Genomic DNA, 23,414 nt, shown 5'->3' with positions numbered 1-23,414 from the left:
ACAGGCCCTCACTTTCGTTCATTTTGGGTTCGGATCATCAGTTCGGCACGCAATCCACCATGTTGGCTGCGAGAGACGAAAAGCCCGCTGCCTGCCCCATACTTCAACTGCAATCGATTATTCACATTCATGAGCCCCGTCTTCTCTTGTTGTCCGGATTCATCACGCAACTGCTCTTGCAAACTTTGCAGCGTCTCGTCCGTCAGGAGGCGGCCGTTATCTTCGACCTTAATCCGTACGACCCCTTCCTGATAATCGGCCGTCATAGACAGAATGCCGTTCATCGTGCCGTCTTCGAAGGCATGTTCGAAGACATTTTCAACAATCGGCTGTATGATCAATCGCGGCACCGTAACCGTCTTCGCATAATCCGGTATCTCCTCATGTTCGTATCGGATTCGATTCGAGAAGCGGATGCACTGAATTTCACAATAATCCAAGGCATGCTGATACTCTTTGTACAAGGGCATCTCGTCGGACCCATTCCTCGTTATATATTGATAATAACTGCCAAGCTTTTGCGATAGCTCCGCAGCTCCGTCTGAATCTCCCACCTTGCACATCATATAAATGTTAAAAAAGCTGTTATATAGAAAATGAGGATTGATCTGCGATTGCAGTTGTTTCAATTCCGATTGCTGAATCGCAATCTTGTGCTCATAATTCTCCTCAATCGAACGCTTCAAACGGAACGCCATGCGATTAAAGCTGTGAAATAAATAATGAAACTCATCCCTCGTCTTCGACTCGATGACGAGATTCAGATTATCGGTCTCCATCATCTGGAACGCCTTGGTGAGCTTGGACAAAGGTCTGTGGATCATAAAATTAAGCGAGTAAGAATAGAGCAGCAGCACCACGATGGCAATCACGAATAATGCGTAGAACCAAAAGCTGTACTGCCTGAGCGGGCGCGTAATTTCGTTATGATCCACATACATGACCAGCGACAGATTCAAAGAACCGACTGGACACGTCATTACAAAATAACTTACTCCAGCGATATCGATCACTCTGGAAGGATTTGCATTCCCCTTATTTCCTTCCTCCAGTTGTGCAAGCAAGGGAATGATGACGTTCTGATCCTTCGCCGTCGATAATACATGGCCGAGTGTTTTGCTCCCCAAAAATACTTCCGATTCTTGATAGAGCGTGGTAATCTGGCGAAGGGCCTCCTGCAAGCGAGACGTCGAAATATCGATATAAGAGATGATCCCCGAGTTGTTCTCGCTCTCAATAAAGAAGAGTCGGCCATCTTTTTGATAGAAAGACGGTTTCGGCGTCAGCCCGGCTAATGGGACAATGAATTCTGATTCATAATTCGGTGTGTCCGAGATACCGCCTATACTTGAGATAGTCTTGCCAATTTCTTTGACATAAACGCCGGCATCGACGATGAGTTCACTCGAGTATTGAATCGCGGACAACCGGTCTTTCGTCTGATTAATTAATTCAAACAAGGCATACTCATCGAGTGTGCTCCCTTGAAAGCTAAGCTTCTGAAGATCCTTATCATTGACAAATTGCAGTTGCTGGCTCCGAATAAAATATAGTTCCTTATCGAGCTGATTGGCATAAAAAGAAGCTCCGGCTACAGCCGAATCCGTGATCGTCTTCTTCGTGAAGGACATCTCTTTGTAATTCACCCAAATGTTCATCGCAACGAGTGGGATCATGAATGCAATGAAGACAACTACAACCTTCTGATATACAAACCAACCCTTCGTTCCTGTTGACTGAAGTTTCATTATGGTTTCGGCCCGCTTTCTTATCCATAATAGCATTCATCGTTTACAACAATTTATCATCCCCGAATCTTTTGTTCAATGTTGGAAAAGCCGGCCATCCATAGGATGATCGGCTTTTTTCTTTACCTGTACAGCTCCAACTCGTTAATCGCGAAATTGCCCCATTTCAAATTTGCCCCATTAATCTTCAAACGGAACTGCTTCGCCGTTGTAGAGTCAAAAGTAAGGGTCTGTGTCTCATTCGTCGTATCGCTATACGCCCATGTCCATTGAATACCTGTCTTCACCGGCACCCAAGCCGTCCCGTTATAAGCTTCAAGATCGAACTTCGTAACGCCTTGCCCCGTTCCAAACCTGGTTACCACTTTCAGCTTGCTCGCTGTTACCGATCTGGAACCAAAATCAAGCGTAATATAATTCGGGAATGTCACGCCTTTATCCACACTCGACCAAGCCTTGTCATAGGAGCTATCCGTCAGGCTTTTAATAGAGCTGGTGGACAAAGTGGCGATGGATGCACTCGCAGTTGCAAGCGGCGCCAAATTTCCCGGTGCCGGCTTCGGTTGTTCCGGCATTGGGGTAATGGGCGCGGGTGTGAATACAATTGGCGTTTTGCCCGTAGCCGGCGGTACCGCACCTTGATACTCGTAGGCGCCGATATCCGGGTCTCCGTTATATAAGGCATTACCGAAATAGTCCCTTCCGCCGTTGTCCGCCAGAGGAACGCCTGCCCCAATAAGCGGTGAGTTGGGCTGGAGTTTGTAGCCGTCCAACGTATTCATACCGACGCCGCCACTGCCCGGATTCATGAATTTCGGTTCCGCAGTTATGCGATGCGCATCCGAGTTCACTAACGTTCTGCCGCCGTAATACGCATTCGAGTCGAAAGTTTGCCCAGTCAGATTCCATCCCCGATCTCCCACGCTATAGTAGACGTTGTTGTAATTCTTAATATTTTTCGGTGCGCCTGAAGATTTCGTGAAATAATCGCTCATCACGGGATTACCCGATGCCGCTCCGACGTACACCGTGTTGTTATAATTATAGACCGTATCAATAGAACCGCTGTACCGGAACAAATGATTCTTGTCGTTCTGACTGATATTGTAGCGAACGATCGTATTCGTCGTATAATACGTATCATTGACGAATAACATAAAGCCGCCTGCATTGTCATGACTGTAATTATACTGAACCAAGGAGCCTATGTTTCCCGCATCCACATCAAACCCCTCGCCATCCATTTCCCCGTTGTGGCTTCCAAAAGATTCATTGTATTGAACCACGTTATTATCCGCATAGGCCCACCAGATCGAAGCATTTGTTGCCAAAAACGTGGCTTCTTGAACCGTATTTCGCTCGACAATCGCGCCATCCGTCACATTCCATGCAATCCCGCCCGTCGCAGGCCGAACAATCGTATTATTCGAGATTTTCAAATTCGTCGTTGGCGTCCAAGACCCGTAAGGCTTAGGAACCCACTCCCAAAGATCGCCCATGCCATACCGAATTGTACAGTTCGAACCGATATAAATCCCATACGCATCCACATCCGTTAATGTATTGCCATCGATCAGCACATCATTAAACGCACTTGGCACATAGGAGCCCACAGAATCGAAAATGATCCCGCCGGCCCGGGTCGTATACACCCCATCAACATCATGAATATTCAAATTTTTAATGTAAATATGATTTAAGATGCCGCTCTCTTCATTCAAAATATAGACGCCACGCCGCTCACCCCGGGCCCCTTTCCAGTCCCTGGAGAAAGGCAGTGTAGAAGGATTAGTAATCTCCAAGTTGTTGATTTCCCAGTACTCCTGATTTTTCAAAAAAACCGTCTGCAGCTCGCTCGTAACTCCCGCAATGAGCGGTTTATTCCCCGTCCCGTATTGGTCGATAACAATGGGACTCCCGTTCACCCCCGAACCTTTTGGCCATAATTGTCCTTGCCAAGCTCCTCCTGCCTTGAATAAAATCTTGTCACCCGGGGCAAACGTCGTCGCGTTCACTTTCGTTAATGTCTTCCAAGCTGTCCCGGCGCTTGTTCCATTCGAAGCGTCATTCCCATTTACGTTATCCACGTAATAGGTTACTCCCCCCGCAGCCTTGGCGTCCCGAGGAACGGTTATTGCCAGACTGAGAAGCATAGCGGCCGCAATCGCCAAACAAATGGCGCGTTGCACAGTTCTTCTGTACATAAAATGATCATCCCTTCGCCTTTCATTATGTATGCAACGCCTCAACAGCAAGACATTAAAGCGGTTACAACAAATTGAAGCGCTTCAAAATTACATTTGAAAGGACTGATATAGCTTGTCGTGCCTCAAAACTTGCGCTGAGGCCGTCATCTCACGAATCTTTGTCTCATATTCACCGTTGACATAATCCTGAAGCACTTGATTCTTCACCTGCTCATAGGCCAGATAAGCCGAGTCAGGTTCTACCTTCTCGATGCATTTTAAGAGATGGAGACTGCCGTTATCTTCAATAATCTGACTAATCTCTTGAACAGAGAGCTTGGCTGCAGTCTGGGCTACCGGGCTTCTTGCATTCCGTCGTTCGTCGCCCAGATCAATGGTCAATTCCAGTTCCGTACCTGGCGCAGCATAGGCTGCGGCAACGTCTTCAAATGACGCACCAGATAACAGCCTGGCATGCGCCTCTTCAAATAGCCTTTTTACTTTCTGTTCGAGTGCGGGATCGATTTGATGATTAGAGTCCAGGATCGTGCGTGAAATTCGTTGCACCGTGACATAGCCCCGCGTCCTGTATCGCTGATCTTTATGCTCTTCATAGAACAATCTCAGCGATGACTCGCCCTGCTTCAAAGCATTTTGCTGCAAGTGCTGCTTCACAGCAAGGGTTGAATTCGTCAACAGATACTCCAGATACGTATCCTCGTCATATCGTTCAGGTCCGTATACGACCTGACGGTTCTTGATCGCTTCCGCTCTTCGGTGATTCTCTTGCTGCAATTGCCGGAGAAACCCCGGGTAACTAATGTCTTGCAGGATCCCTAGATCCTTTGCCTGTAGCAGTCGAACCTTCAAACGCACACAATCATCCAATGCCTTCTTCTTCAGCATCTCAATAGGAATCTCGCCATCGAATGAAGTTGTCCAGAACGTCTCGGACTGATCCGCATGATGCTGATCGCGAAAATAGTTCATGATCGCCGATTTGTTCAAACGAATCGCTCGTTGGAATTCTTCCACGTGAATCGGACTGCCATTGACCGTAGCGATCACATCCTCCTCGTTCCCTTTCCACCAAGCACCGCCCGAAAACGCCGCTGTTACCATGACGGTCAACAAACTAAAAATGATAAGGATTCGTCTATGATTCGAATGCAAAATGCGTTCTTTGAACATCAAGACCCGGCCTCCTCGTTAAAACGCTTTCATCCCTTTAATACAAATTGTAAGCTGATCTTGTGCACTTAACAATTTCGATTCCTTTACACTGACTTCTAATTTTTTTACTTTTGCGATTCCGGAAATGAAATTAGGTTCTGGTTTCTCGATGCGGTGCTTCGGCTTCAATCAGTTCACAGAACTCCATCGGGAATGAGTCAAGTTCTTGGCATTGGGATTTTGACAAGAACTTGACTCATAACATAAAAAAGCCGCGATTTACGCGGCCAGTAATGGGATTATGTTCTGTCTCATGACAATTGCCGCGGCGAAAAATAGAACGTCAAAGAAAACAGATGCATATTGGGCGGTTTTGCTCTTATTCCCGCACACACACACTCCCCTCCCCGATTTTTTGTTGCCAAGGCGAATATAACCGGGCGATTCGTCTTTACCAATTCAATCGCCTCATGCTATATCCGCCGCTTCAACCTTTGTTGAGACTAACTTTTCAATGCTTATAATGGTGATAATCTTTTTCCAACGACCAACCTGTTTTCAGTCCGAGGATAAACCACCCGAGTGCGACGATCCCCACTGCAAAGATCGTATCGCCGACAATCCGAAGCCAGTGGAAAGTCTGAATCGGCCTTTGCTGTAAAAACTCGGTGGATCTGGCGTACCAATACCCGTGTTCGACGCTCGCCCAAGTTTGAATCAATCCGATAGGCAACAAACTGATGAGCAGCATCAGGGCCAATCCGATATTTATCGCCCAGAATGAAAACAAAAGCAGGTGTGTTTTCCATATCCTGTAATTGGTCAACCCTTTTAGGCAAAACAGCATCAAACTGATACCGAGCATGCCATAAACCCCGAACAATGCCGCGTGCCCATGAACAGGAGTTGTGTTCAGTCCTTGCATATAATACAAAGCGATCGGCGGATTAATGAGGAAGCCGAACAGACCGGCCCCCACCAGATTCCAAAAGGCGACGGCGACAAAGTAGTAAATCGGCCATTTGTACCCTTTTACCCCGGTTTCGATCGACTTAACGTAAGGTTTTCGTATGCTTCGAAACCGATCAGGACAAGCGGTACGACTTCTAGTGCGCTGAATGTAGCACCAAATGCCATGACCCCAACGGGCGTCCCGCTAAAGTAAAGGTGGTGGAACGTGCCGATGATGCCACCCGAAAGGAAGATGATCGTGGAGAACAAAACGGATGCCGTTGCGGTTCGTGCCTGCAAAAGTCCCATACGGGTAAACAGAAACGCGAATGGGTTGCCATCGAACGAGAAGGGCAAGGGCCGCGTACATGGGATTGTACTCCATACCTGGATCACGTGGAAGTTTCAGGTCAGAGGAAAATCACTTTACGAAACGTCTCGGGCAAGCAATTAAAAAAAGCGCTGCCGAGCATTCCCGGTCAGCGCTTAAATCTCATTATTCCTTTAGCCGTTCATCTTATCCACTGGCACAATACATGCAATTGTCGTTCCTTTACCTGTTTCGGAATGAACCGTCAGTTGTCCGCCGACAGCTTTGGCGCGCTCTTCCATACTGAACAGACCAACACCTTTGGCGCTGCGATCCCGTATGAAGCCCATTCCCCGATCCTCAACTCGTAGTTCAATGGTTGCGACCTGATCATTAATTACTACCTCTGCCACAGAAACAGCCGCATATTTGGCGATATTGGTTAATGCCTCTTGTATTATCCTATAAATGGTCGTTTCCACTTGCGCATGAAGACGTCGGCGTAAATTGCTTTGCAGATGAACCTGTATTCCATAATGCTCCGTATAGTTCTCAATATACGTACGGATAGCAGGTGCAACGCCTAAATCGTCCAACACGGAAGGACGCATTTCCCATGCCAATCCCCTTACATCCTCAATAATCCCCGCAACGCTTCTGCGAACGTCTGCTAAGCCCGGGGGTGGATTCTCTCCAATCAATCGGTCCAGTTGTATCAGCAGAGAGAATAAGCTTTGACCGATGCCGTCGTGCAATTCGCGCGAGAACCTTTTGCGTTCTTCCTCTTGAATGTTCATAACCTTCTTCATCATGAGCTGCAGCTCTTCCTCGACTTTTTTCAATCGAGTGACCTCGTTACGGATTGCCAAATATTGATATGGTTTTCCATTCTCGTTTACAAGCGGTACAATGGTTGTATTCACCCAATAATAAGTACCGTCACTGGCTTTATTTTTGATTTCACCGTGCCATACCTTTCCGGCCATAATCGTATTCCATAGATTGCGCATGAATGCTTTATCGTGATAGCCGGAGTTAATAATCCGATGGTCTTTGCCGATCAATTCGTCTCTATCGTATTTGGATATTTCACAAAATTTGTCGTTCACATACTGGATCGCCCCTTTGTGATTCGTTACGGCTACGATCGACGATTCGTCTAAAGCGAATTTAAGATCTGCTAATTGCTTAAGCGATTGCTGCAGCCCGTTGAGAACCTCTGGGTCATGGATATGCTCCTCAAGTTGTGAAAGAAGCATGCTTACATGCTGACCGATCACTTCCGCAGTTTTTCTGCCATCCTTAGGATTCAAAGTTAAGCAGCCCCTTTTTCATAGCATACTTGACCAGCTCCGGTCTTGTTTTGAGCCCGAGCTTCTCCATGACTTTGGCTTTATGGGTCTCTACGGTTTTGACGCTGAGGATTAACTGCTCGGCAATTTCCTTATTGCTATACCCTTTAGCCACCAGGGATAAAATTTCTTTTTCACGTTCGGATAGCGTTTCGTAAGTATCCCCGTTTTCACCATTTTTAATCCGCTCCAAATATTCGCCCATCAGCTTCTTCGTTGCAGTAGGATATAAATACGCATTGCCGGAAGCGACCGACTTGATTGCCCATAGCAGTTCTTCGTGAGGAGCACTTTTCAGGATATATCCGGAAGCTCCCGCATGAATAGAACGGAATAAATATTCTTCGTCATCGTGCATGGTGAGAATCAAAATCGCCGTTTCCGGCAATACTTTCTTTAATTCCGTCGTCGCGGTAAGACCGTCTTTTCCATTCGGCATACTCAGGTCCATCAGTACGACATTCGGCTTTATCTCCACTGCCTTGCAAATTCCTTCGTCCCCATCGGCGGCTTCCCCAACGACTTCGATGCCTTGTTTTCCATCCAGCAGTAGCAGCAGCCCGGATCGAACTACCGCGTGGTCATCAACGATTAGAAGCTTGATCATCCCGTCCCCCTACCTTTAAGCGAATCGAAACGATCCGCAATGAACTCACAATGACGTTTTCACGCTTATCTTTATCATAACAAAAAAAAATAAATTCCATCAATGGAATTCATTTTTTTTCGGTAATTTCGTTGATTCGGAACCATTCGGAAATGGCTTCCGTCGTCATCAACATCAGCTCTGTCTCGTGATCGGTGTAAGTTCGAAACGAACGGCTTCCGGTGAGGAGCACGCCTCTGCCATTTAACGGTAAAATAACTGGAATGGCGACGGCGGCGTACAGTTTCTCGGCTAACATGACCGGACATTCCAATCGAAGCTTTTCGAACTGCGGATGCCCCTTCTCCAACCGGGACATTCGGTCCAGAAGGATAGCTACGCCGGCAACTCCGCGTCCGGATCTCACTATCATATGTCGATACCGATCATTATCATTGCCGTCTGCATAATGAAAGCGAATTCTCTGATCTGAGTCTGGCAAAGCCACTGCGACAAAATCGCTATGCGTATCCAATCGAAGCCTGTGTAATTGTTCGGCGGCGATTCCAATGATTTCGGGCATCCTACAGCCCCCCTTCCTATCGCCAACGCTTATCGGTATCGTCTATGCTCCATTGTAACGGTTTTTATTCAATATGTAAGTCAGGGAAATCCCTGAATTGTTCATCAGGGAGAAATCGCCCGATCCTGTGATTTAGGTCACTCGATAATCAGGGTTTTAGAGTCGAATATTCAGGAAGTTCCCCGATCCCTTTCTTACATTGTTAGGGGTAGAATATTCTCATAAGATGGTTGAGAGGGGCTGGCTAAAATGGCTATTAACAAATTAGAATACAAAACGGAATGCCAAACGGAAGGCGATACAACCGGATGGACGGAAATGTTCTTTTCGAAAGAAAATCTCGAGTTGTTAGAGGGCATCATGTACCCGAAACGCGCGGAAGCCGGATCTTATTTATATTGGGAAGGTGATACCGCCGATAAGCTTTATTTTGTGAAAAAAGGCTGCGTAAAACTCACCAAAACTTCGAATAGCGGAAGCAAAATAACATTATATATGCATCATACCGGAGACTTGTTCGGCCAGATCGATCCGTTTTATAATGCAGTACAAAGCTTTGATGCGGAAGTGCTGGAGGACAGCGAGTTCGGCGTCATCCAACGGAAGGACCTCGAGGTGCTGCTGTGGCAGCACGGGGATCTGGCGATCGACTTTATGAAATGGATGGCCGCAACGCAACGGATGACGCAAACGAAATTCCGCGATCTGATGTTATTCGGCAAACCCGGCGCGCTGTGTTCCTTGCTGATCCGGCTCAGCAATTCCTACGGAAAGCCTTGCGGAGACCGGCAAATCAAAATTTCGAAGAAGCTCAATAATACGGAAATGGCGGAAATGATCGGTGCAACAAGAGAAAGCGTCAACCGTATGTTAAGCGATATGCGCAAGGAGAACGCCGTAGCAATCGACAACGGTTATGTTGTTATCAAGGATTTGGACTATTTGAAGAATGTATGCAGCTGCGAAAATTGTCCGAAGGAAATCTGCCGGGTTTAACGCCAAACTCAGGGCCATTTGCGAAATTATAATCACAGGTCGGAAACCACCGGTAAATTGCCCAAATAAATAGGCCAACCAGAACTTTCTGGCTGACCTATTTATACGAAAGCCGCGATTTACTCTCGACTTGTTATGGGACTATGTTCTTGTCAACCGAAAATTCTCACTTATGGAGATTTTAATGGTTCCAGCTTTTTTGCTCGCTCAAACGCTTTATGTAAAAACGCTTTAGCCGATAAATCCTCATAATCCCAATTCATGGCCTCTATTGCAATCGCTCCTGAATAATTCGTTTCCGCAATTTTTTTCATGGTTGTAGACCAATCAATCGTGCCGTCAAAGGGTAACCCGTGTTGGGCATAACTTCCGTTATTATCATGTAAATGTAGTGCCATCAGCCGGGAACCGTACATGGATAATAAATCATCGCCTGGATAGTAGTTGTAGTGATGTCCGCAGTCATAACAGAATCCGATACGCAGGGAATCGACTTGCTCAAGCACATGTGCCAAGTTGGTGAGATTCCATAAATTTTCCAGTGAAACATTTACACCAAGCTGTTCAGCTCTTTCAGTGATTCGCTTGATTCTATCCAGTCCCAATGCGTTATATGGATTGTCTTCGTCGGGCAGGTGCACCACCATTGTTGGAATCTCAAAATCAGCGCAATCTGCAACACATTGCAAATAACAATCGGTTAAGGCTTCACCGTCCAGATTGTCAAGCCAGAGGCTGTTTTGGTTTTTGATAGGCGCGTGGATATTTTCTATAAAAAGACCCGCTTCTCGCGCAATTTGTGGCCCGTTGCGGTAATCGTTCCGATTAAAGTCTTCACTCCACCATAATAAAACGCCATCAAAACCGGCTTCTTTTATTAATTGATAACGTTCTTTAATCGGCAATTCATAGCCAAACCAATCATAAATGGTAATCATAAGCCTCTTCCTTTCTTGCTTTTTCCGTCATAGTTTTTATATAATTCGTAGATTTCATCCCAAATAAATACACAAAAAACTCTATTTTCATTGAAGTCCCCCTTTCTACAATAGCGAATATATGTTCCCGTTCCTACTGTACCCTATTTTAGGGCGAATTTCAACGTTTGACAACATACTTCGACAACATATACTATATGTTGATGTTGGGCGATTAAAACGATCTCTCGAAAACTCATAAAAATAAGAGCACGTCAAATATAATCAAATTGCCCAGCCTATAGTGAAGCGGGCGTTCTTAATGAATAAGAGTGTTAATCGGTTAATAGGTATTGGCTTTTGGCAAGAATTTGTGCCGATAAAATGAAAAACCCGCGATTTACGCGGGTTGGAATCAGTACATATTCTTGTCGACAAAAAAAGTGTGTTTATAAGTGATCTTTTCACAAATCGATGCATACATTTTATAATGTTTCCCTAAGTTGAACATATGCTCTGCAGCTCTCTTTTCCTTTTCCGTTTCGTTCAAGCTGCCACATATCAAAAACCTTATATAAATTAGTTTGCTGCAGCTTCTCACTGTTTGGTCTTTCGCAATATTTTTGTTATTAGTATCCCTCCTCCGTTTTTTATGATTAAAAAAACATCGCGGCATTTCTTTTGTCTGCTTCATACTTAAAGCCGCGAGCCCTCCTGTTTGAAATTATTTTTGAATCCCAGCTCCTGATATGCAGCCAGTTTTTGCTGGAAGGTAATCATCTTCACCCTCTACACTTTATACACGATAAAAAATGCCGAGGAAGGCGTAGGTAGTATAAGGAGGTTAATTATGTTGAGGAAGAGTAGAAGGTCTGCAGTAATTACTGGGGTATTATTACTAGCCGGGTTGGTTACAGGCATATTTAGTGTTGTTCCTGTTATAGATGGAGCAGATTACCTTGTCAATGCTTCTACAAATGAAAATCAGGTACTAATAGGAGCGTTTTTCCAGTTGTTAATGGTTGTTGCATATGTTGGTATTCCTATTTTGATGTATCCGATTTTAAGTAAGCATAATAAAGGTTTAGCTCTTGGATCTGTTGCTTTCGGCATCATTGCGGGTGTATTCATTATTATTGGTGTAATCATTCTTCTTTTGCTATTGACATTAAGCCACGAATTTGCAAAAGTTGGAACTCTGAATGTATCGTATTTTCAGGTCCTGGGTGGGTTGTTACGGGAAGGACGTGATTTGGTGAACCATGTGGCAACGACACTGTCATTTGTTTTGGCTATGTTCTTGTTTAACTGCATATTTTACCAAACTAAATTAGTTCCACGTTGGTTATCAGTTTCGGGTCTTATTGGGTCTACATTGTCCTTATTGGCAAGCTTTTTATTTATGATTCGCTTCATCGGTCTGGATGCAACCTACATGATGTTGAACATTCTAATAGCCTTTCAACAATTGGTTTTGGCTATATGGCTGATCAACCGGGCGGGACAGGATTCTAGTCATTACCACAATTTATGAATAATCACTCGGCACACAGTCGGGAAATGAGATAATCTTCTTCTCACCCGACATTCTTCGTGTTTAATTGTCTTCTTCATCAATCTCTTTACGGATCAAATACCTTCTCTAGCGAGCACTGACGCTATTCCATGTGGCTTCGATAATACGTTTGATTTCTTCGTCCGATATCGTAAATTTGTGATGCAGATATCCTTTTATTACGTATACGAAAGAGCCGTAATGCATTTGAGCCATGAGCGACGGATCCATTTCAATAAACAACTTCTCCTGAATCGCCTGCGCATACAGCTTTTCCAAAGGGCCGCACCATCCGCCATCATACGCCTCTTTTTTAATGTCGTCGTAAATGTACGGTGAGAAAGAATATTGTTCAATAAACCGAAATCCTTGCGGATATTCAAGGGATAATCGAATCAAATTCTCCCACGCGCGCTCTATGCGGACTCGTATAGGTTCGTCGGAGTAAAAGCCATCAAGCACTTTTTCTCCATTAAACTGGACGATCGCTTTGTAAAGTTCATTAATAATCGATTCTTTGCTATCGAAATAGTGATAGATGTTTCCTGTTGAAACACCTGCTTCTTTGGCAATCAATGACATGGAAGTCGCCTGAAGCTCCTTCTCGATAATGAGGGACAATGTAGTCTCCAGAACCGCCTTCTGGACTTTATGATATTTGTCGAACACCGTTGCTTGCCTCCAATAAAAATGATACTTCGTCCCATAAAACGAATGTTCATTCGTAATTTTAGGCATTGATATTGAATTTGTCAACTAAAGAGGGCCGGGTCGTTCGTACGTCAATAAGATCCGTTTCAGAGCGCGAACTGAATGAGTACAAGCGGCAGGAACGGTTAATGAATCGATATCTGCCTTCATTTAAATATCGTTACATATAATTCTTTGCGATTGTCTCCAAATATTCTTCGATCGGCACGGAGTTTCTAAGAGCCATCAGATTGTTGCCAGCTGCTCCGATGACGGTACGGAATTTCTTGCTTTCACCCGTTGCCAAAGCGGTAATGGCATCAACGATTATCTGAGGCTCATCCAAGAGTCCGCTGCTATCAGAGGTATTCATTAAATTTTGCACTTTCGTCATCAGATCATCGTAATCTTTAATGTTTTCATCTCTGTTCCAAATAATACTTTCCCTAAAATTATTCCCTGAAGAGCCGCCCTGCTCGATCAATCTAAGCTCGATATTCAACGGCTTCAGTTCATAATAAAGTCCTTCCGTCAACCCTTCCAAAGCAAACTTGGACATGTTGTAAAGCGATCCGAGCGGCACCGCTGTCGTGATCCCCATGAAGGAGCTGACATTGATAAACATGCCTCCGCCATTGGCTCTGTAATGCGGTAAAAATTTTCGAATGACATTGATCGGCCCCCGAGTATTAACAGCGAACTGCCAATCAATTGCTTCCTCCTTGGCTAATTCCAACGCACCGTAAGTGCCCATACCGGCATTATTGACGACGACGTCAATCTTCCCGAAAGCGGCAATGGCTTGATCAACGGCAGTTTGAACCTGCTCCACTTTTGTGACGTCCAGTTTGAAAATTTTAATATTGTCATAAGCCGTAAGTTCCGTTTCTTTCTCGGGCGTACGCATGGTGGCCGCTACGTTCCAGCCCATTTGAGCAAAACGTATCGCCGTTCGTTTTCCCAATCCTGAACTTGTTCCTGTAATAAAGACTGATTTACTCATGCTAAAACCTCCAGTTTATATTGAACGTTCAATCTATTTTAAAAAAACATGACTAGATCGAACGTTCATTCTAATTATATTGATGTGCAATCTATCTGTCAAACGGAACTTCAAACCGGGCAAAAATGCGACATTTTCAGGCATTTCTGCCCAAGTCGCCTGGTTAAGCATTTTGTATTGGCTTCTGTACTTGCCATAAAAAAACTTGCCGTTAATTATGATACGGTTCACCGCGCTGTCTGTAACGGCAAGTTTTAGGGCCATCCTTTTGCGGGATGGCCCTTTCTTTTGATCTCGCTTTGTTTAATTAGCGTGCCCGTTAGCGCAACTAGGCTACCGTCCCTCGCAGCGCGATTCCTCCAATTGCGATTTTCCTTACCTTAATATTCTCCTTTGATACAAAAAACGAGCCCCGAATTGTTCCAGCTAATGCAGACTTCTGCCTAGCAAACTTAAACTTCCCTTCTAATTCCTGTGGTACCTCCATCCCCTCAGAAAGCTTAAAACCAACGGCCCGCTTCTTAGGGTCATCAATCGTATACATGACATTGACCCCAAGACCATCCCTATAAAAGACGTAAGCAAATTCAATATTTTCAACTTGAAAACGCGATGTTTCTAAAGGTTTGGCCGCAAACTCAATATCACGCTCTTTCAAAATTCGGTTCACATAATCAAGGGTTTCCTGACTTTCATTAGCTGGTACAACCGTAAATTCGTGCTTGTACTTGTTCATAAAGTAACGGGCTTCATTGGCACGTAAACCAGCAAGCGCTTCTGCTACAGGTGAAGTCTCTAAACCAACCGTGGACACATTTTTAAAATTTACAATATAGTTTCTAACCCTCTTTTCACCCTTTATGAAGTCCACATTTCACCAAAAACTATGAAATGAACGCCCTTACGAGCCCTACAATTACTGTATCATAATACACGCCACAAAAAAAACTTGCCGTTACTTGCGGTATTGTTCAGCGTATGTTCATGCGGCTTGGGGCATACGGGCTATCCTCCAACGACAGCAACAGCTAACTGCCAAGATAAGCCATCTTCACCTGCTCGCTGGCGGCTAACTCCTCCGGCGTGCCGGAATGGACGACGCTGCCTGTTTCAATGACATAAACGCGGGTGGCGATGGATAACGCCAGATTGGCGTTTTGTTCCACCAGCAGAACAGTCGTGCCGTTGCGATTGATTTCTTCGATTATGGCAAAAATCGTTTTCACAAGCAGCGGCGCAAGCCCCATGGATGGCTCGTCAAGCAGCAGGAGCTTGGGGCGCGCCATCAGCGCCCGTCCCATAGCTAACATTTGCTGTTCACCGCCGGACAGCGTCCCGGCTAGCTGCTTGCGACGCTCATGCAGACGCGGGAAGAGTTCGAATACTTTTTGCAAATCATGCCGAATACCAATGGTATCTCTTCTGACGTAGGCGCCCAATTCCAAATTTTCCAGCACGGACATATTCGCAAACACACGGCGGCCTTCCGGTACATGGGAAATTCCCGCTTTGACAATATCTTGCGCCGTTTTCCCGTTCATCGAAAGGCCGGTATAATGGATGGAACCCCGGTTAGGCTTTAGCAGACCGGAAATCGTTTTCAGAAGCGTACTTTTGCCTGCCCCGTTGGCTCCAATCAAGGTAACAATTTCTCCATGACGAACATCCAGCGTGACCCCTTTCAGAGCTTGAATATGCCCGTAGTACACATCAATTTGCTCCACGTTCAACATGGTTACTTGCTACCTCCTCTCCCAAGTAGGCCTCGATCACCTTGACATGGTTGCGGATGTCCTCCGGCGTTCCTTGCGCAATAAGCTGTCCGTGATCCAGTACGTAAATCCGCTCGCAGATGCCCATGACCAGCTTCATATCGTGCTCAATCAACAAAATCGTCAAATCCAGTTCATGGCGGATAAACGCGATCAATTCCATGAGCTGGCGCGTCTCTTGTTGATTCATGCCTGCCGCAGGTTCGTCCAGCAAGAGCAACTTGGGCCCGGTGGCCAACGCCCTGACGATTTCCAGACGGCGCTGTTGTCCGTAAGGCAAGTTCTTGGCCGTTTCATGCATGCAAGTTTCCAATTGGAACATCCGCAGAAACTGAATCGCCTTCTCTTCCATTTCTTTCTCACCGGCAAAATGGGACGGAAGCCGCAAAATAGAGCTCACCATCGAATGCTTGGCCAAGGAATGGTAGGCGATTTTCACGTTGTCCAATACGGAAATCTCATTAAAAAGGCGAATATTTTGGAAAGTCCGGCTAATGCCCATGCGGGTAATTTGATAAGGAGCAAGACCGTTCAGTCGCTTTCCTTCAAGTAAGATTTCTCCTTCTGTCGGTACGTACACACCGGTCAACAAATTAAAACTGGTCGTTTTTCCGGCCCCATTCGGTCCGATAAGCCCTACCAACTCGCCTTTGCGGATTTCCATATGAAGACCGGAAACGGCTTTTAACCCGCCAAATTGCATACCGACACCGCGAACGTGGAGCAATGGGTTATTTTCCATACGCATCCCTCCGTTTCATCGCCGTCCACTTGCGCAAGTATGAGGTTATTTCCGTGGTCCCCATCAATCCTTGCGGCCGATACAGCATGACAACGATCAGGATGACGCTGTAAATCATCATTCGCGTTTCCGGATAGCCTTGCAGGAAGGTAGACACAATGGTCAGCAATATCGCCGCCAAGACGGCGCCCGACAAACTGCCCAGCCCCCCCAGAACGACAAAGATTAAGATGTCAAACGACTTCAAAAACCCGAAATTTGTCGGTTGAATCATATAAAAGTTATGGGCATACAGCCCGCCGGCAATTCCCGCGAAAAAAGAACCGATCGTAAAGGCGACCACTTTGTAGTACGTGGTGTTGATCCCCATAGCATCGGCGGCAATTTCATTTTCACGGATCGATATGCATGCCCGTCCATGTGTTGAATTCGTAAAGTTCATAATGACCAGCACCGTAATAAAGAGACATAAAAACGTCGTTGTCCAGGTTGTCAAATGCGCCACCTGCATGCCGGCCGCGCCCCCGACATATTCCATGTTAATAAATACGACCCGAATAATCTCGCCGAAGCCCAGCGTGGCAATCGCCAAATAATCGCCCTTCAGGCGCAAGCTCGGTATGCCGACCAGCAAGCCTGAACATGCAGCCACGGCTCCTCCGGCTAGCAATGCGATAGGAAACGGAAGATGAAATTTCATGGTCGCCATAGCAGCGACATAGGCGCCAACAGCTAAAAACCCGGCATGGCCGATAGAAAACTGCCCCGTTATCCCAATGACCAGATGCAGGCTGACGGCTAAGATCATATTGATTGCAATAAAAATCAAGGCATTCGTATAAAAAGAGGTTAACCATTCCATGCTGATCAGCAATTGAACGCTGCCATAAGTGACTGCAGATAGAATGAGAAATAACCAAAATGCTGCCTTATTTTTCATCTCTGCGTCACCTAAACTTTCTCTCGCATATTTTTCCCCAGCACGCCAGACGGTCTGAAAATCAGGATTAAAATAAGAATGATAAAGGCTGCGGCATCCCTCCACGGAGAATAGCCCAAAGCGCTTACAAAAGTTTCTACCGTTCCCAGCACGAGGCCGCCGATGACGGCACCGGGAATAATGCCGATGCCGCCCAGAACAGCGGCAACGAAAGCTTTGAGTCCGGGGACGACGCCCATCAACGGTTCTATTTTCGTATAGTACATCCCGAAGATAACGCCTGCTGCTCCTGCCAGTGCAGAACCGATGGCGAAAGTAGCCGATATCGTCCGGTCTACATGGACGCCCATCAAACGTGCTGCTTCCGCGTCATGAGATACGGCGCGCATCGCCTTGCCAATTCGGGTCCGATACACCACCCATTGCAAGACGATCATTAAGACGATAGAAATCAGCAAAATATACAGCGATTGGCTGCTGATCGAAGCGCCAAAAATAGTAAAAAACTGATTCGGGAATGCGCTCGGGTAAGCTTCAGGCTGGGCGCCACGAAGATAAAGCGTGCCGTATTCAATAAAAAGCGATACGCCGATTGCCGTAATCAACGCAGCGATTCTCGTTGCGTTCCGCAGCCGCTTGTAGGCGACCATTTCAATCACCACGCCAAGAATTGCGCACACCACCATCGAGAGCAGCAAAGCGGGGACGATGCCCACGCCCCATCCCTTAATTGCATAGAAGCCAACAAACGCACCAATCATGAAGACATCGCCATGCGCGAAATTAATCAGTTTGATAATGCCATAAACCATCGTGTAGCCCAGCGCAATTAACGCATAAATACTCCCGAGCGAAATGCCGTTGACAATTTGCTGTGCCCAGTCCATCACACTCAACCTCCGAACCGCTCAGACTCGAATTTGTTTTATGGATTCACTTTAGTTCTAAACGTTTGCTTCCCATCTTTATATTCCAACACAGTTGCCGTCTTGATCGGATTGTGCTGCTTATCGACCGTAATTTTGCCGGTAACCAACAGCAAATCTTTCGTTTGCGCTAAAGCGTCCTTAATTTTGCTTCCGTCGGTCGAACCCGCGCGCTTGATGCCGTCCGCCAACAAATAGACCGAATCGTAGCCCAAGGCGCTAAACCCGTCCGGAGATTTGCCGCTGTACTTGCCTTTGAACGCTTGGACAAAATCCTGAATCGTCTTATCCGGGTCTTCGGACGAATAATGATTGGCGATATACGTATTATTCAAAGCAGCGGCGCCAGCCAAATCCACTAATTTGGGAGAATCCCATCCGTCAGCTCCGATAAGCGGTATGGTAATTCCCAATTCGCGCGCTTGCTTCACGATCAAGCCTACTTCTTCATAATAGCCGGGGATAAAGATCGAATCCGGGTTCAGCGATTTAATGCGAGTCAATGTCGCGCGGAAATCGGTGTCCTTTGCGACATACGCTTCTTGGGCAACGATCGTCCCTCCGGCCTTCGTGAACGTTTCTTTGAAAGAAGCCGCCAGCCCCTTCGCATACTCACTGGCGCTGTCTGCAAAGATCGCCGCCGACTTCACCTTCAGTTCGCCGGCCGCAAAGTTAGCGGCAACGCGACCTTGAAACGGATCGATAAAGCAGGTCCGGAACATATAATCGTTGACGCTCCCGTCCGCTTTCGCAGTGATATTCAGACTAGTGCCTGTAGGCGTCAGAAGCACGGTTTTGTTATTGGTTGCGACTTGCGTCTGCGCGACCGTATTGCCGCTAGTGGCTGCGCCGATAATAGCTGCCACCTTATCTTGGCTGGTCAATTTGATCGCCGCATTGGTTGCTTCAGCCGCATCCGACTTATTGTCCACTTTGATGACTGCCAATTTTTTACCGTTAATGCCGCCGCTTTTGTTCAAGTTTTCGACAGCCAGATCGATACCCTCGGCAATCGACTGACCGTATGAAGCTACCGGACCGGAAAGCTCTAGGTTGGCTCCGATTTTAATAACGTCCCCGACTACCGCATCACCCGGCTTTCCCGTCTCTCCTTGCGTCCCTCCGCATCCCGCTACGAGTCCCGTTAACGCGAACCCCATTAGCAGATGCAACGTTTTTTTCCTAGTTCCTTTTCCCATACGTTGCTGTTTCATAAATGCCCTCCTCTTGGCGTTCCATTCCCTATTGGTGCAAGCGCATGTGTAAAAACATGCAGTTGTTCTTAATACTATTATTCAGCGCGAACAACTAGTACTACATCCAATGATTTATTTCACGTCCCTAAGCCGCCCTCGTTCTCCCGCTCACAATATCCCCTTCCTCCATCTAAGCGCTAATTGGCTCAAACATTGGATAAGAACTTCCACAAATCAAAAAGCCCGCTGGTTAGCGGACTTTTATGCTACAAATCTATTTATTCTTCAAATTAATTTTAAAGACATCCCCCTTATTACCACCAAAAACGATCATACCGCCTTCAGGTAGTACTACCGAATGATTGTTGCTTGCCTTTGAAAAGTTCACAGCCATTCCCTTCGCGTCATAAACGGCAAATCCCCCGCTTGCCGGAGTCTCAACGGTCATGACTCGATTGGCTGATTTCTCATTAATCTTATACCATACAGCCCGACCAGTGGATGGTATGATGCAAATCGAGGAGTTCCCTTCGTAAATGGGTTGAATAGCATCTTCACTAATATAGGATTGTCCATCGATCATTAAATGCTCTGTACCGTCCACGTTATAGAAATTCAGATCAAAAGCATCTCTTCCGTTCGTAATAGGAATATCAACTACATTTACTGCTTTATTCATATCAACAATTTTAGTGCCGGATGCGTATCCATGGTTGATGTCAACGGATATATTTTTAACCTCAAGTGCTTTGAGCAGATACCTCATTGAAGTTATCTTTTCATCCAAAGGGTAGTAGTTTTTTCCATTCCTATGTTCCCATACCGTTTTAGTTGACTGATTTAGAGGATTGGAATCTAACTTTTGATATTCATAATTTACCAAAACCGTTTGACCTAATCCTGGAGTATTTGTATACGCGTCAAGTTTTAAGTAGGTTTTTCCATTCTTCGGTTGTTCAAAGCTTATGGTTGCACTCCCATCGTTATTTTTAAATTGTCCATTGCCTGTATATACATATTTTTGAGGCGGGAGCGATCCAAATGCTAGAGTGGGTAAATCAATCTCTCCGTTCTTTATCTCCAGATTTACCGTGTTACCTACGGTACCGTATAATCCAGAGTAAGCAAGCAAATCGGATGGCATGTCCACTTTCACTGGAGCTTCAAATGTTTTTTCAGGCAGGATCTCTTTAATGATGCCTTTGGCTCTTGTATATTCCAATAAAATATTAGATGCAAACGTACTAGTGTAAACACCATTACCTCCCGACGAGAGCACAGCTATAGAAATATCATGTTCGGGTAGGGTAGTCAAAGCAGCGTGATACATAAACGTATCTCCACCTTTAAATAATGCGGTTATTCCGTAATCACTAAACGGAGCTAAACGGACGGCATCCCAACTAAGACCATAATTAATGGTGTTTGTCTCTTCAGTAACCCATGCTCCCTTTCTATACTCATGACTTTGCATAGCCTTTGCTGACTTCTCAGATAAAATATCCGTTCGATTCCCAATTAATACTTCAGCGAACTTAACTACTTCTTCGGCCGTGGAGTAGAGGCCTCCTGACCCAATGAGATTGGCATTCTCAACGGGCAAAGCCTGATCTATCCCAGGAAAATAAGTTTTTATGAGCCTGTCTCTATCAAATGAATCACGTGGTGTTTTGGTAGAGGTTAAATGAAGAGGCTTGCTAAAATAGGTTTCAAGAAATTCGCTATAACTTAAACCGCTCACTCGTTCAATCAAGATTTCAAGCAGCTGAAAACCATCATTACAATAGACCGAAGATTCGCCGGGGTTTGACTTTAATTTTTCTGATTGCAATTTTACCAATAATTCATCTTTATTTCTCGTATCATTATCATTAAACAAAAAACTATTCGGATAGTGACTACCGTAAAGGCCTGAAGAATGATTCATTAACATGCGTGGCGTAATCTTTTTGTATCGTTCATCTGCCATTTTAAAGTCCTTGATATACGTAGTTAGCGGTTTATCAATATCAATTTTATTAGCATCAGCTAGCATCATCGTTGCAGCAGACACATACGTTTTACTTACCGAGCCTATTCCAAACATCGTGTCTTTGGTTATCGGACTCTTGGTCGCTTTATCGTATACACCAGCGCTATCGGATAAAACAATGGATCCATGATCCATAATTGCATACTGCAATCCACTTACATCATAATCGGACACGATCTTCGAAGCCAACTCCTGTGCCTTTTCTTTTACAGTATCATGATTCGTTAGAGCAAAAGCTGGGGTGATCGGTATTGCAATAAGTGTAGCGGTCATTAATGCAGAAACCATTCTCTTCATTATTACTTCCTCCTCGTATTCATTCTAGATGTTACTTACTGAATTCATCATACAAGGAAGAAGGCTGTTATATTAAAAATCGCCCTGAAACGAAAAAAACAATCCCTAAACAACATGTTGTCTAAGGATTGTTCGTTTAGAATGGCAGTAGGACCATATTATTAAATACTTTATTTTTGGTTTCAATGGTCATATGACCACCGTACTTGTCGCAGATTCTAGCTATGTTTGTTAATCCAATACCATGAAATTCCGGGTTTGGTTTTTGACTGTGTAAGTAAGCAGCTTCATTTTCCATATGATTCAAGATGTGAATGAGTAGGGTAGACTCGGTAGAATGTATTTTGATAAGAATGTACCTATCTTCTGCGATTTTCAACTTTTTAGAAGCTTCTATTGCGTTATCTAGCATATTTCCAATGACAACACATAAGTCATAACGGTCAATCTGGACTTCTTGTGAACATAAGTTGAGCTTAGTATCTATTCTTATCCCGTTGGCTTGTCCGATATTAAGCGTATTTGTGACAAGGGCATCTATAACCAGATTCCCCGTATTCACCCGATGATAGGCTCCTTCGACTTTATTTAATGTAGTCTTAATATGTTCCATGGCTGCTGCTAACTCATTTCGCTTAATACACTCTTCAATATACAAAAACTGTTGATTCGTATCGTGAATGATTCTTTTAATGGATTTGAAGCTGTGAACGACTTTTTCGTAATTCGCATCCTGATAGTCCATCTGATGTTGCAGCTGAGCATTCTCATGCATGAATTGAAATTTATCAATGATATTATCAAAAATATAGACGATCGTAACGTTTAAGAGAAGAAATCCAATGACGGTAATGAAAGAATAGACGTCCTTATAAGTTAGAATGCTCAGTTGGTAGAAACTTACGATAGGAATAACCAAAAATAATAAGTAGTAACGAGAATGCAAAGAGAAACTTCTACGTTTTGTAACTAGTCGTACGATCTGAATGATAGCAAACATGATCATGCAACCCAGTAAAAGAGCTTTGGTGTTGGCGATTTGATCTTGTTCATTTACAGGGGCAAAGTTAAAGTCAACTGAATCTAGGGCATAAAAAATATAAAGGGATGAAAAATTAGCGAGAGACATTAAAACACAGTAAAGTATAGAAAAAGTGAACTTGGTTTTATAATCTACAGTATAAGATTGCGCAATACTAAATACAAAAAGCAAGGGTAGAATCAAAGATATAATAGGAGAGACGGGAATAACCAGGTATAGGTAATCGAGCAACCCAAAGATAATAAAGTAAAGGAATCGGTTATGTTTTTTAGCTGATTTATCAAAAACCGAATTGAAGAAAAAATTAACTTGAGCACCCATCAGAAGAACAATGCTAAGGATAATAGGTAAATGATTTAGAAACATATTAATCGAACTTCCTAATCATAAATTTGGTGTAAACATCTTTAACCTCTT

Annotated in this window: 21 protein-coding genes; 2 read left to right on the top strand and 19 right to left on the bottom strand. The window is 44.8% G+C overall.

Features of this window, described 5'->3' with window-relative positions:
* Nucleotides 1-8: 8 nt before the first annotated feature.
* The 8 genes from QJ48_RS20910 to QJ48_RS20875 all read right to left on the bottom strand — a co-directional run bounded on the left by QJ48_RS20910 (nucleotide 9) and on the right by QJ48_RS20875 (nucleotide 8,889).
* Nucleotides 9-1,748, bottom strand: a complete 1,740-nt coding sequence (locus QJ48_RS20910) for a sensor histidine kinase (RefSeq protein WP_054975447.1) — start codon at nucleotides 1,746-1,748, stop codon at nucleotides 9-11.
* Nucleotides 1,749-1,870: 122 nt separating this feature from the next.
* The gene (locus tag QJ48_RS20905; RefSeq protein WP_054975446.1) at nucleotides 1,871-3,952 is read right to left on the bottom strand and encodes a right-handed parallel beta-helix repeat-containing protein; all 2,082 of its coding nucleotides are present in this window, start codon (nucleotides 3,950-3,952) and stop codon (nucleotides 1,871-1,873) included.
* Between the two features lie 90 nt (nucleotides 3,953-4,042).
* Entirely contained in the window at nucleotides 4,043-5,125 is a 1,083-nt protein-coding gene (locus QJ48_RS20900) for a SurA N-terminal domain-containing protein (RefSeq protein ID WP_054975445.1), read from the bottom strand.
* 493 nt (nucleotides 5,126-5,618) lie between these two features.
* Nucleotides 5,619-6,086 carry a cbb3-type cytochrome c oxidase subunit I gene (locus QJ48_RS39225; protein WP_054975444.1) on the bottom strand — a complete coding sequence of 156 codons (468 nt, stop codon included), beginning with the start codon at nucleotides 6,084-6,086 and terminating at the stop codon, nucleotides 5,619-5,621.
* 53 nt (nucleotides 6,087-6,139) lie between these two features.
* A complete protein-coding gene (locus tag QJ48_RS39220) occupies nucleotides 6,140-6,367 on the bottom strand; it encodes a cbb3-type cytochrome c oxidase subunit I (protein ID WP_272948142.1) in 228 nt (75 codons plus the stop codon).
* Between the two features lie 195 nt (nucleotides 6,368-6,562).
* On the bottom strand, nucleotides 6,563-7,627 hold the full coding sequence (locus QJ48_RS20885; RefSeq protein ID WP_193394474.1) for a PAS domain-containing sensor histidine kinase: 1,065 nt from the start codon (nucleotides 7,625-7,627) through the stop codon (nucleotides 6,563-6,565).
* 43 nt (nucleotides 7,628-7,670) lie between these two features.
* Entirely contained in the window at nucleotides 7,671-8,327 is a 657-nt protein-coding gene (locus QJ48_RS20880; RefSeq protein ID WP_054975441.1) for a response regulator transcription factor, read from the bottom strand.
* A gap of 109 nt (nucleotides 8,328-8,436) precedes the next feature.
* Nucleotides 8,437-8,889 carry a GAF domain-containing protein gene (locus QJ48_RS20875; protein ID WP_054975440.1) on the bottom strand — a complete coding sequence of 151 codons (453 nt, stop codon included), beginning with the start codon at nucleotides 8,887-8,889 and terminating at the stop codon, nucleotides 8,437-8,439.
* Between the two features lie 318 nt (nucleotides 8,890-9,207).
* Here QJ48_RS20875 and QJ48_RS20870 point away from each other — a divergent pair, with 318 nt between their 5' ends.
* On the top strand, nucleotides 9,208-9,885 hold the full coding sequence (locus QJ48_RS20870; protein ID WP_157261703.1) for a Crp/Fnr family transcriptional regulator: 678 nt from the start codon (nucleotides 9,208-9,210) through the stop codon (nucleotides 9,883-9,885).
* 170 nt (nucleotides 9,886-10,055) lie between these two features.
* Here the strand turns inward: QJ48_RS20870 and QJ48_RS20865 are convergent, their stop codons facing one another.
* A complete protein-coding gene (locus tag QJ48_RS20865; protein WP_054975438.1) occupies nucleotides 10,056-10,823 on the bottom strand; it encodes a sugar phosphate isomerase/epimerase in 768 nt (255 codons plus the stop codon).
* A gap of 829 nt (nucleotides 10,824-11,652) precedes the next feature.
* Between QJ48_RS20865 and QJ48_RS20855 the strand changes: the two genes are divergently transcribed.
* A complete protein-coding gene (locus QJ48_RS20855) occupies nucleotides 11,653-12,336 on the top strand; it encodes a DUF4386 domain-containing protein (protein ID WP_054975436.1) in 684 nt (227 codons plus the stop codon).
* 108 nt (nucleotides 12,337-12,444) lie between these two features.
* On the opposite strand, the gene QJ48_RS20850 is transcribed toward QJ48_RS20855, so the two are convergent.
* The 10 genes from QJ48_RS20850 to QJ48_RS20800 all read right to left on the bottom strand — a co-directional run bounded on the left by QJ48_RS20850 (nucleotide 12,445) and on the right by QJ48_RS20800 (nucleotide 23,363).
* Complete coding sequence (locus QJ48_RS20850; protein WP_054975435.1) at nucleotides 12,445-13,026, bottom strand: TetR/AcrR family transcriptional regulator; 582 nt, start codon at nucleotides 13,024-13,026, stop codon at nucleotides 12,445-12,447.
* A 202-nt stretch (nucleotides 13,027-13,228) separates the two neighbouring features.
* Nucleotides 13,229-14,050 carry an SDR family oxidoreductase gene (locus tag QJ48_RS20845; RefSeq protein ID WP_054975434.1) on the bottom strand — a complete coding sequence of 274 codons (822 nt, stop codon included), beginning with the start codon at nucleotides 14,048-14,050 and terminating at the stop codon, nucleotides 13,229-13,231.
* Between the two features lie 328 nt (nucleotides 14,051-14,378).
* Nucleotides 14,379-14,912, bottom strand: a complete 534-nt coding sequence (locus QJ48_RS20835; protein ID WP_054975469.1) for a hypothetical protein — start codon at nucleotides 14,910-14,912, stop codon at nucleotides 14,379-14,381.
* A 166-nt stretch (nucleotides 14,913-15,078) separates the two neighbouring features.
* On the bottom strand, nucleotides 15,079-15,783 hold the full coding sequence (locus tag QJ48_RS20830; protein ID WP_054975432.1) for an ABC transporter ATP-binding protein: 705 nt from the start codon (nucleotides 15,781-15,783) through the stop codon (nucleotides 15,079-15,081).
* Entirely contained in the window at nucleotides 15,761-16,564 is an 804-nt protein-coding gene (locus tag QJ48_RS20825) for an ABC transporter ATP-binding protein (RefSeq protein ID WP_054975431.1), read from the bottom strand. Before QJ48_RS20825 ends, QJ48_RS20830 begins: the two co-directional genes overlap by 23 nt.
* Nucleotides 16,554-17,504: a branched-chain amino acid ABC transporter permease gene (locus tag QJ48_RS20820; protein WP_054975430.1), complete on the bottom strand. Its 951-nt coding sequence runs from the start codon at nucleotides 17,502-17,504 to the stop codon at nucleotides 16,554-16,556. Before QJ48_RS20820 ends, QJ48_RS20825 begins: the two co-directional genes overlap by 11 nt.
* A gap of 11 nt (nucleotides 17,505-17,515) precedes the next feature.
* Nucleotides 17,516-18,391 carry a branched-chain amino acid ABC transporter permease gene (locus QJ48_RS20815; RefSeq protein WP_054975429.1) on the bottom strand — a complete coding sequence of 292 codons (876 nt, stop codon included), beginning with the start codon at nucleotides 18,389-18,391 and terminating at the stop codon, nucleotides 17,516-17,518.
* 38 nt (nucleotides 18,392-18,429) lie between these two features.
* Nucleotides 18,430-19,590, bottom strand: coding sequence for an ABC transporter substrate-binding protein (locus QJ48_RS20810; RefSeq protein WP_157261702.1), 1,161 nt, complete (start codon nucleotides 19,588-19,590; stop codon nucleotides 18,430-18,432).
* A 310-nt stretch (nucleotides 19,591-19,900) separates the two neighbouring features.
* Nucleotides 19,901-21,955: a serine hydrolase gene (locus QJ48_RS20805; RefSeq protein WP_054975427.1), complete on the bottom strand. Its 2,055-nt coding sequence runs from the start codon at nucleotides 21,953-21,955 to the stop codon at nucleotides 19,901-19,903.
* A 136-nt stretch (nucleotides 21,956-22,091) separates the two neighbouring features.
* Complete coding sequence (locus QJ48_RS20800; protein ID WP_054975426.1) at nucleotides 22,092-23,363, bottom strand: ATP-binding protein; 1,272 nt, start codon at nucleotides 23,361-23,363, stop codon at nucleotides 22,092-22,094.
* Nucleotides 23,364-23,414 lie beyond the last annotated feature (51 nt).

Source organism: Paenibacillus sp. A3 (assembly GCF_001399685.1).
GTDB lineage: Bacteria > Bacillota > Bacilli > Paenibacillales > NBRC-103111 > Paenibacillus_G.
The sequence above is the reverse complement of the archived record's forward strand: the minus strand, read 5'-3'. Positions and strand labels throughout refer to the sequence as shown.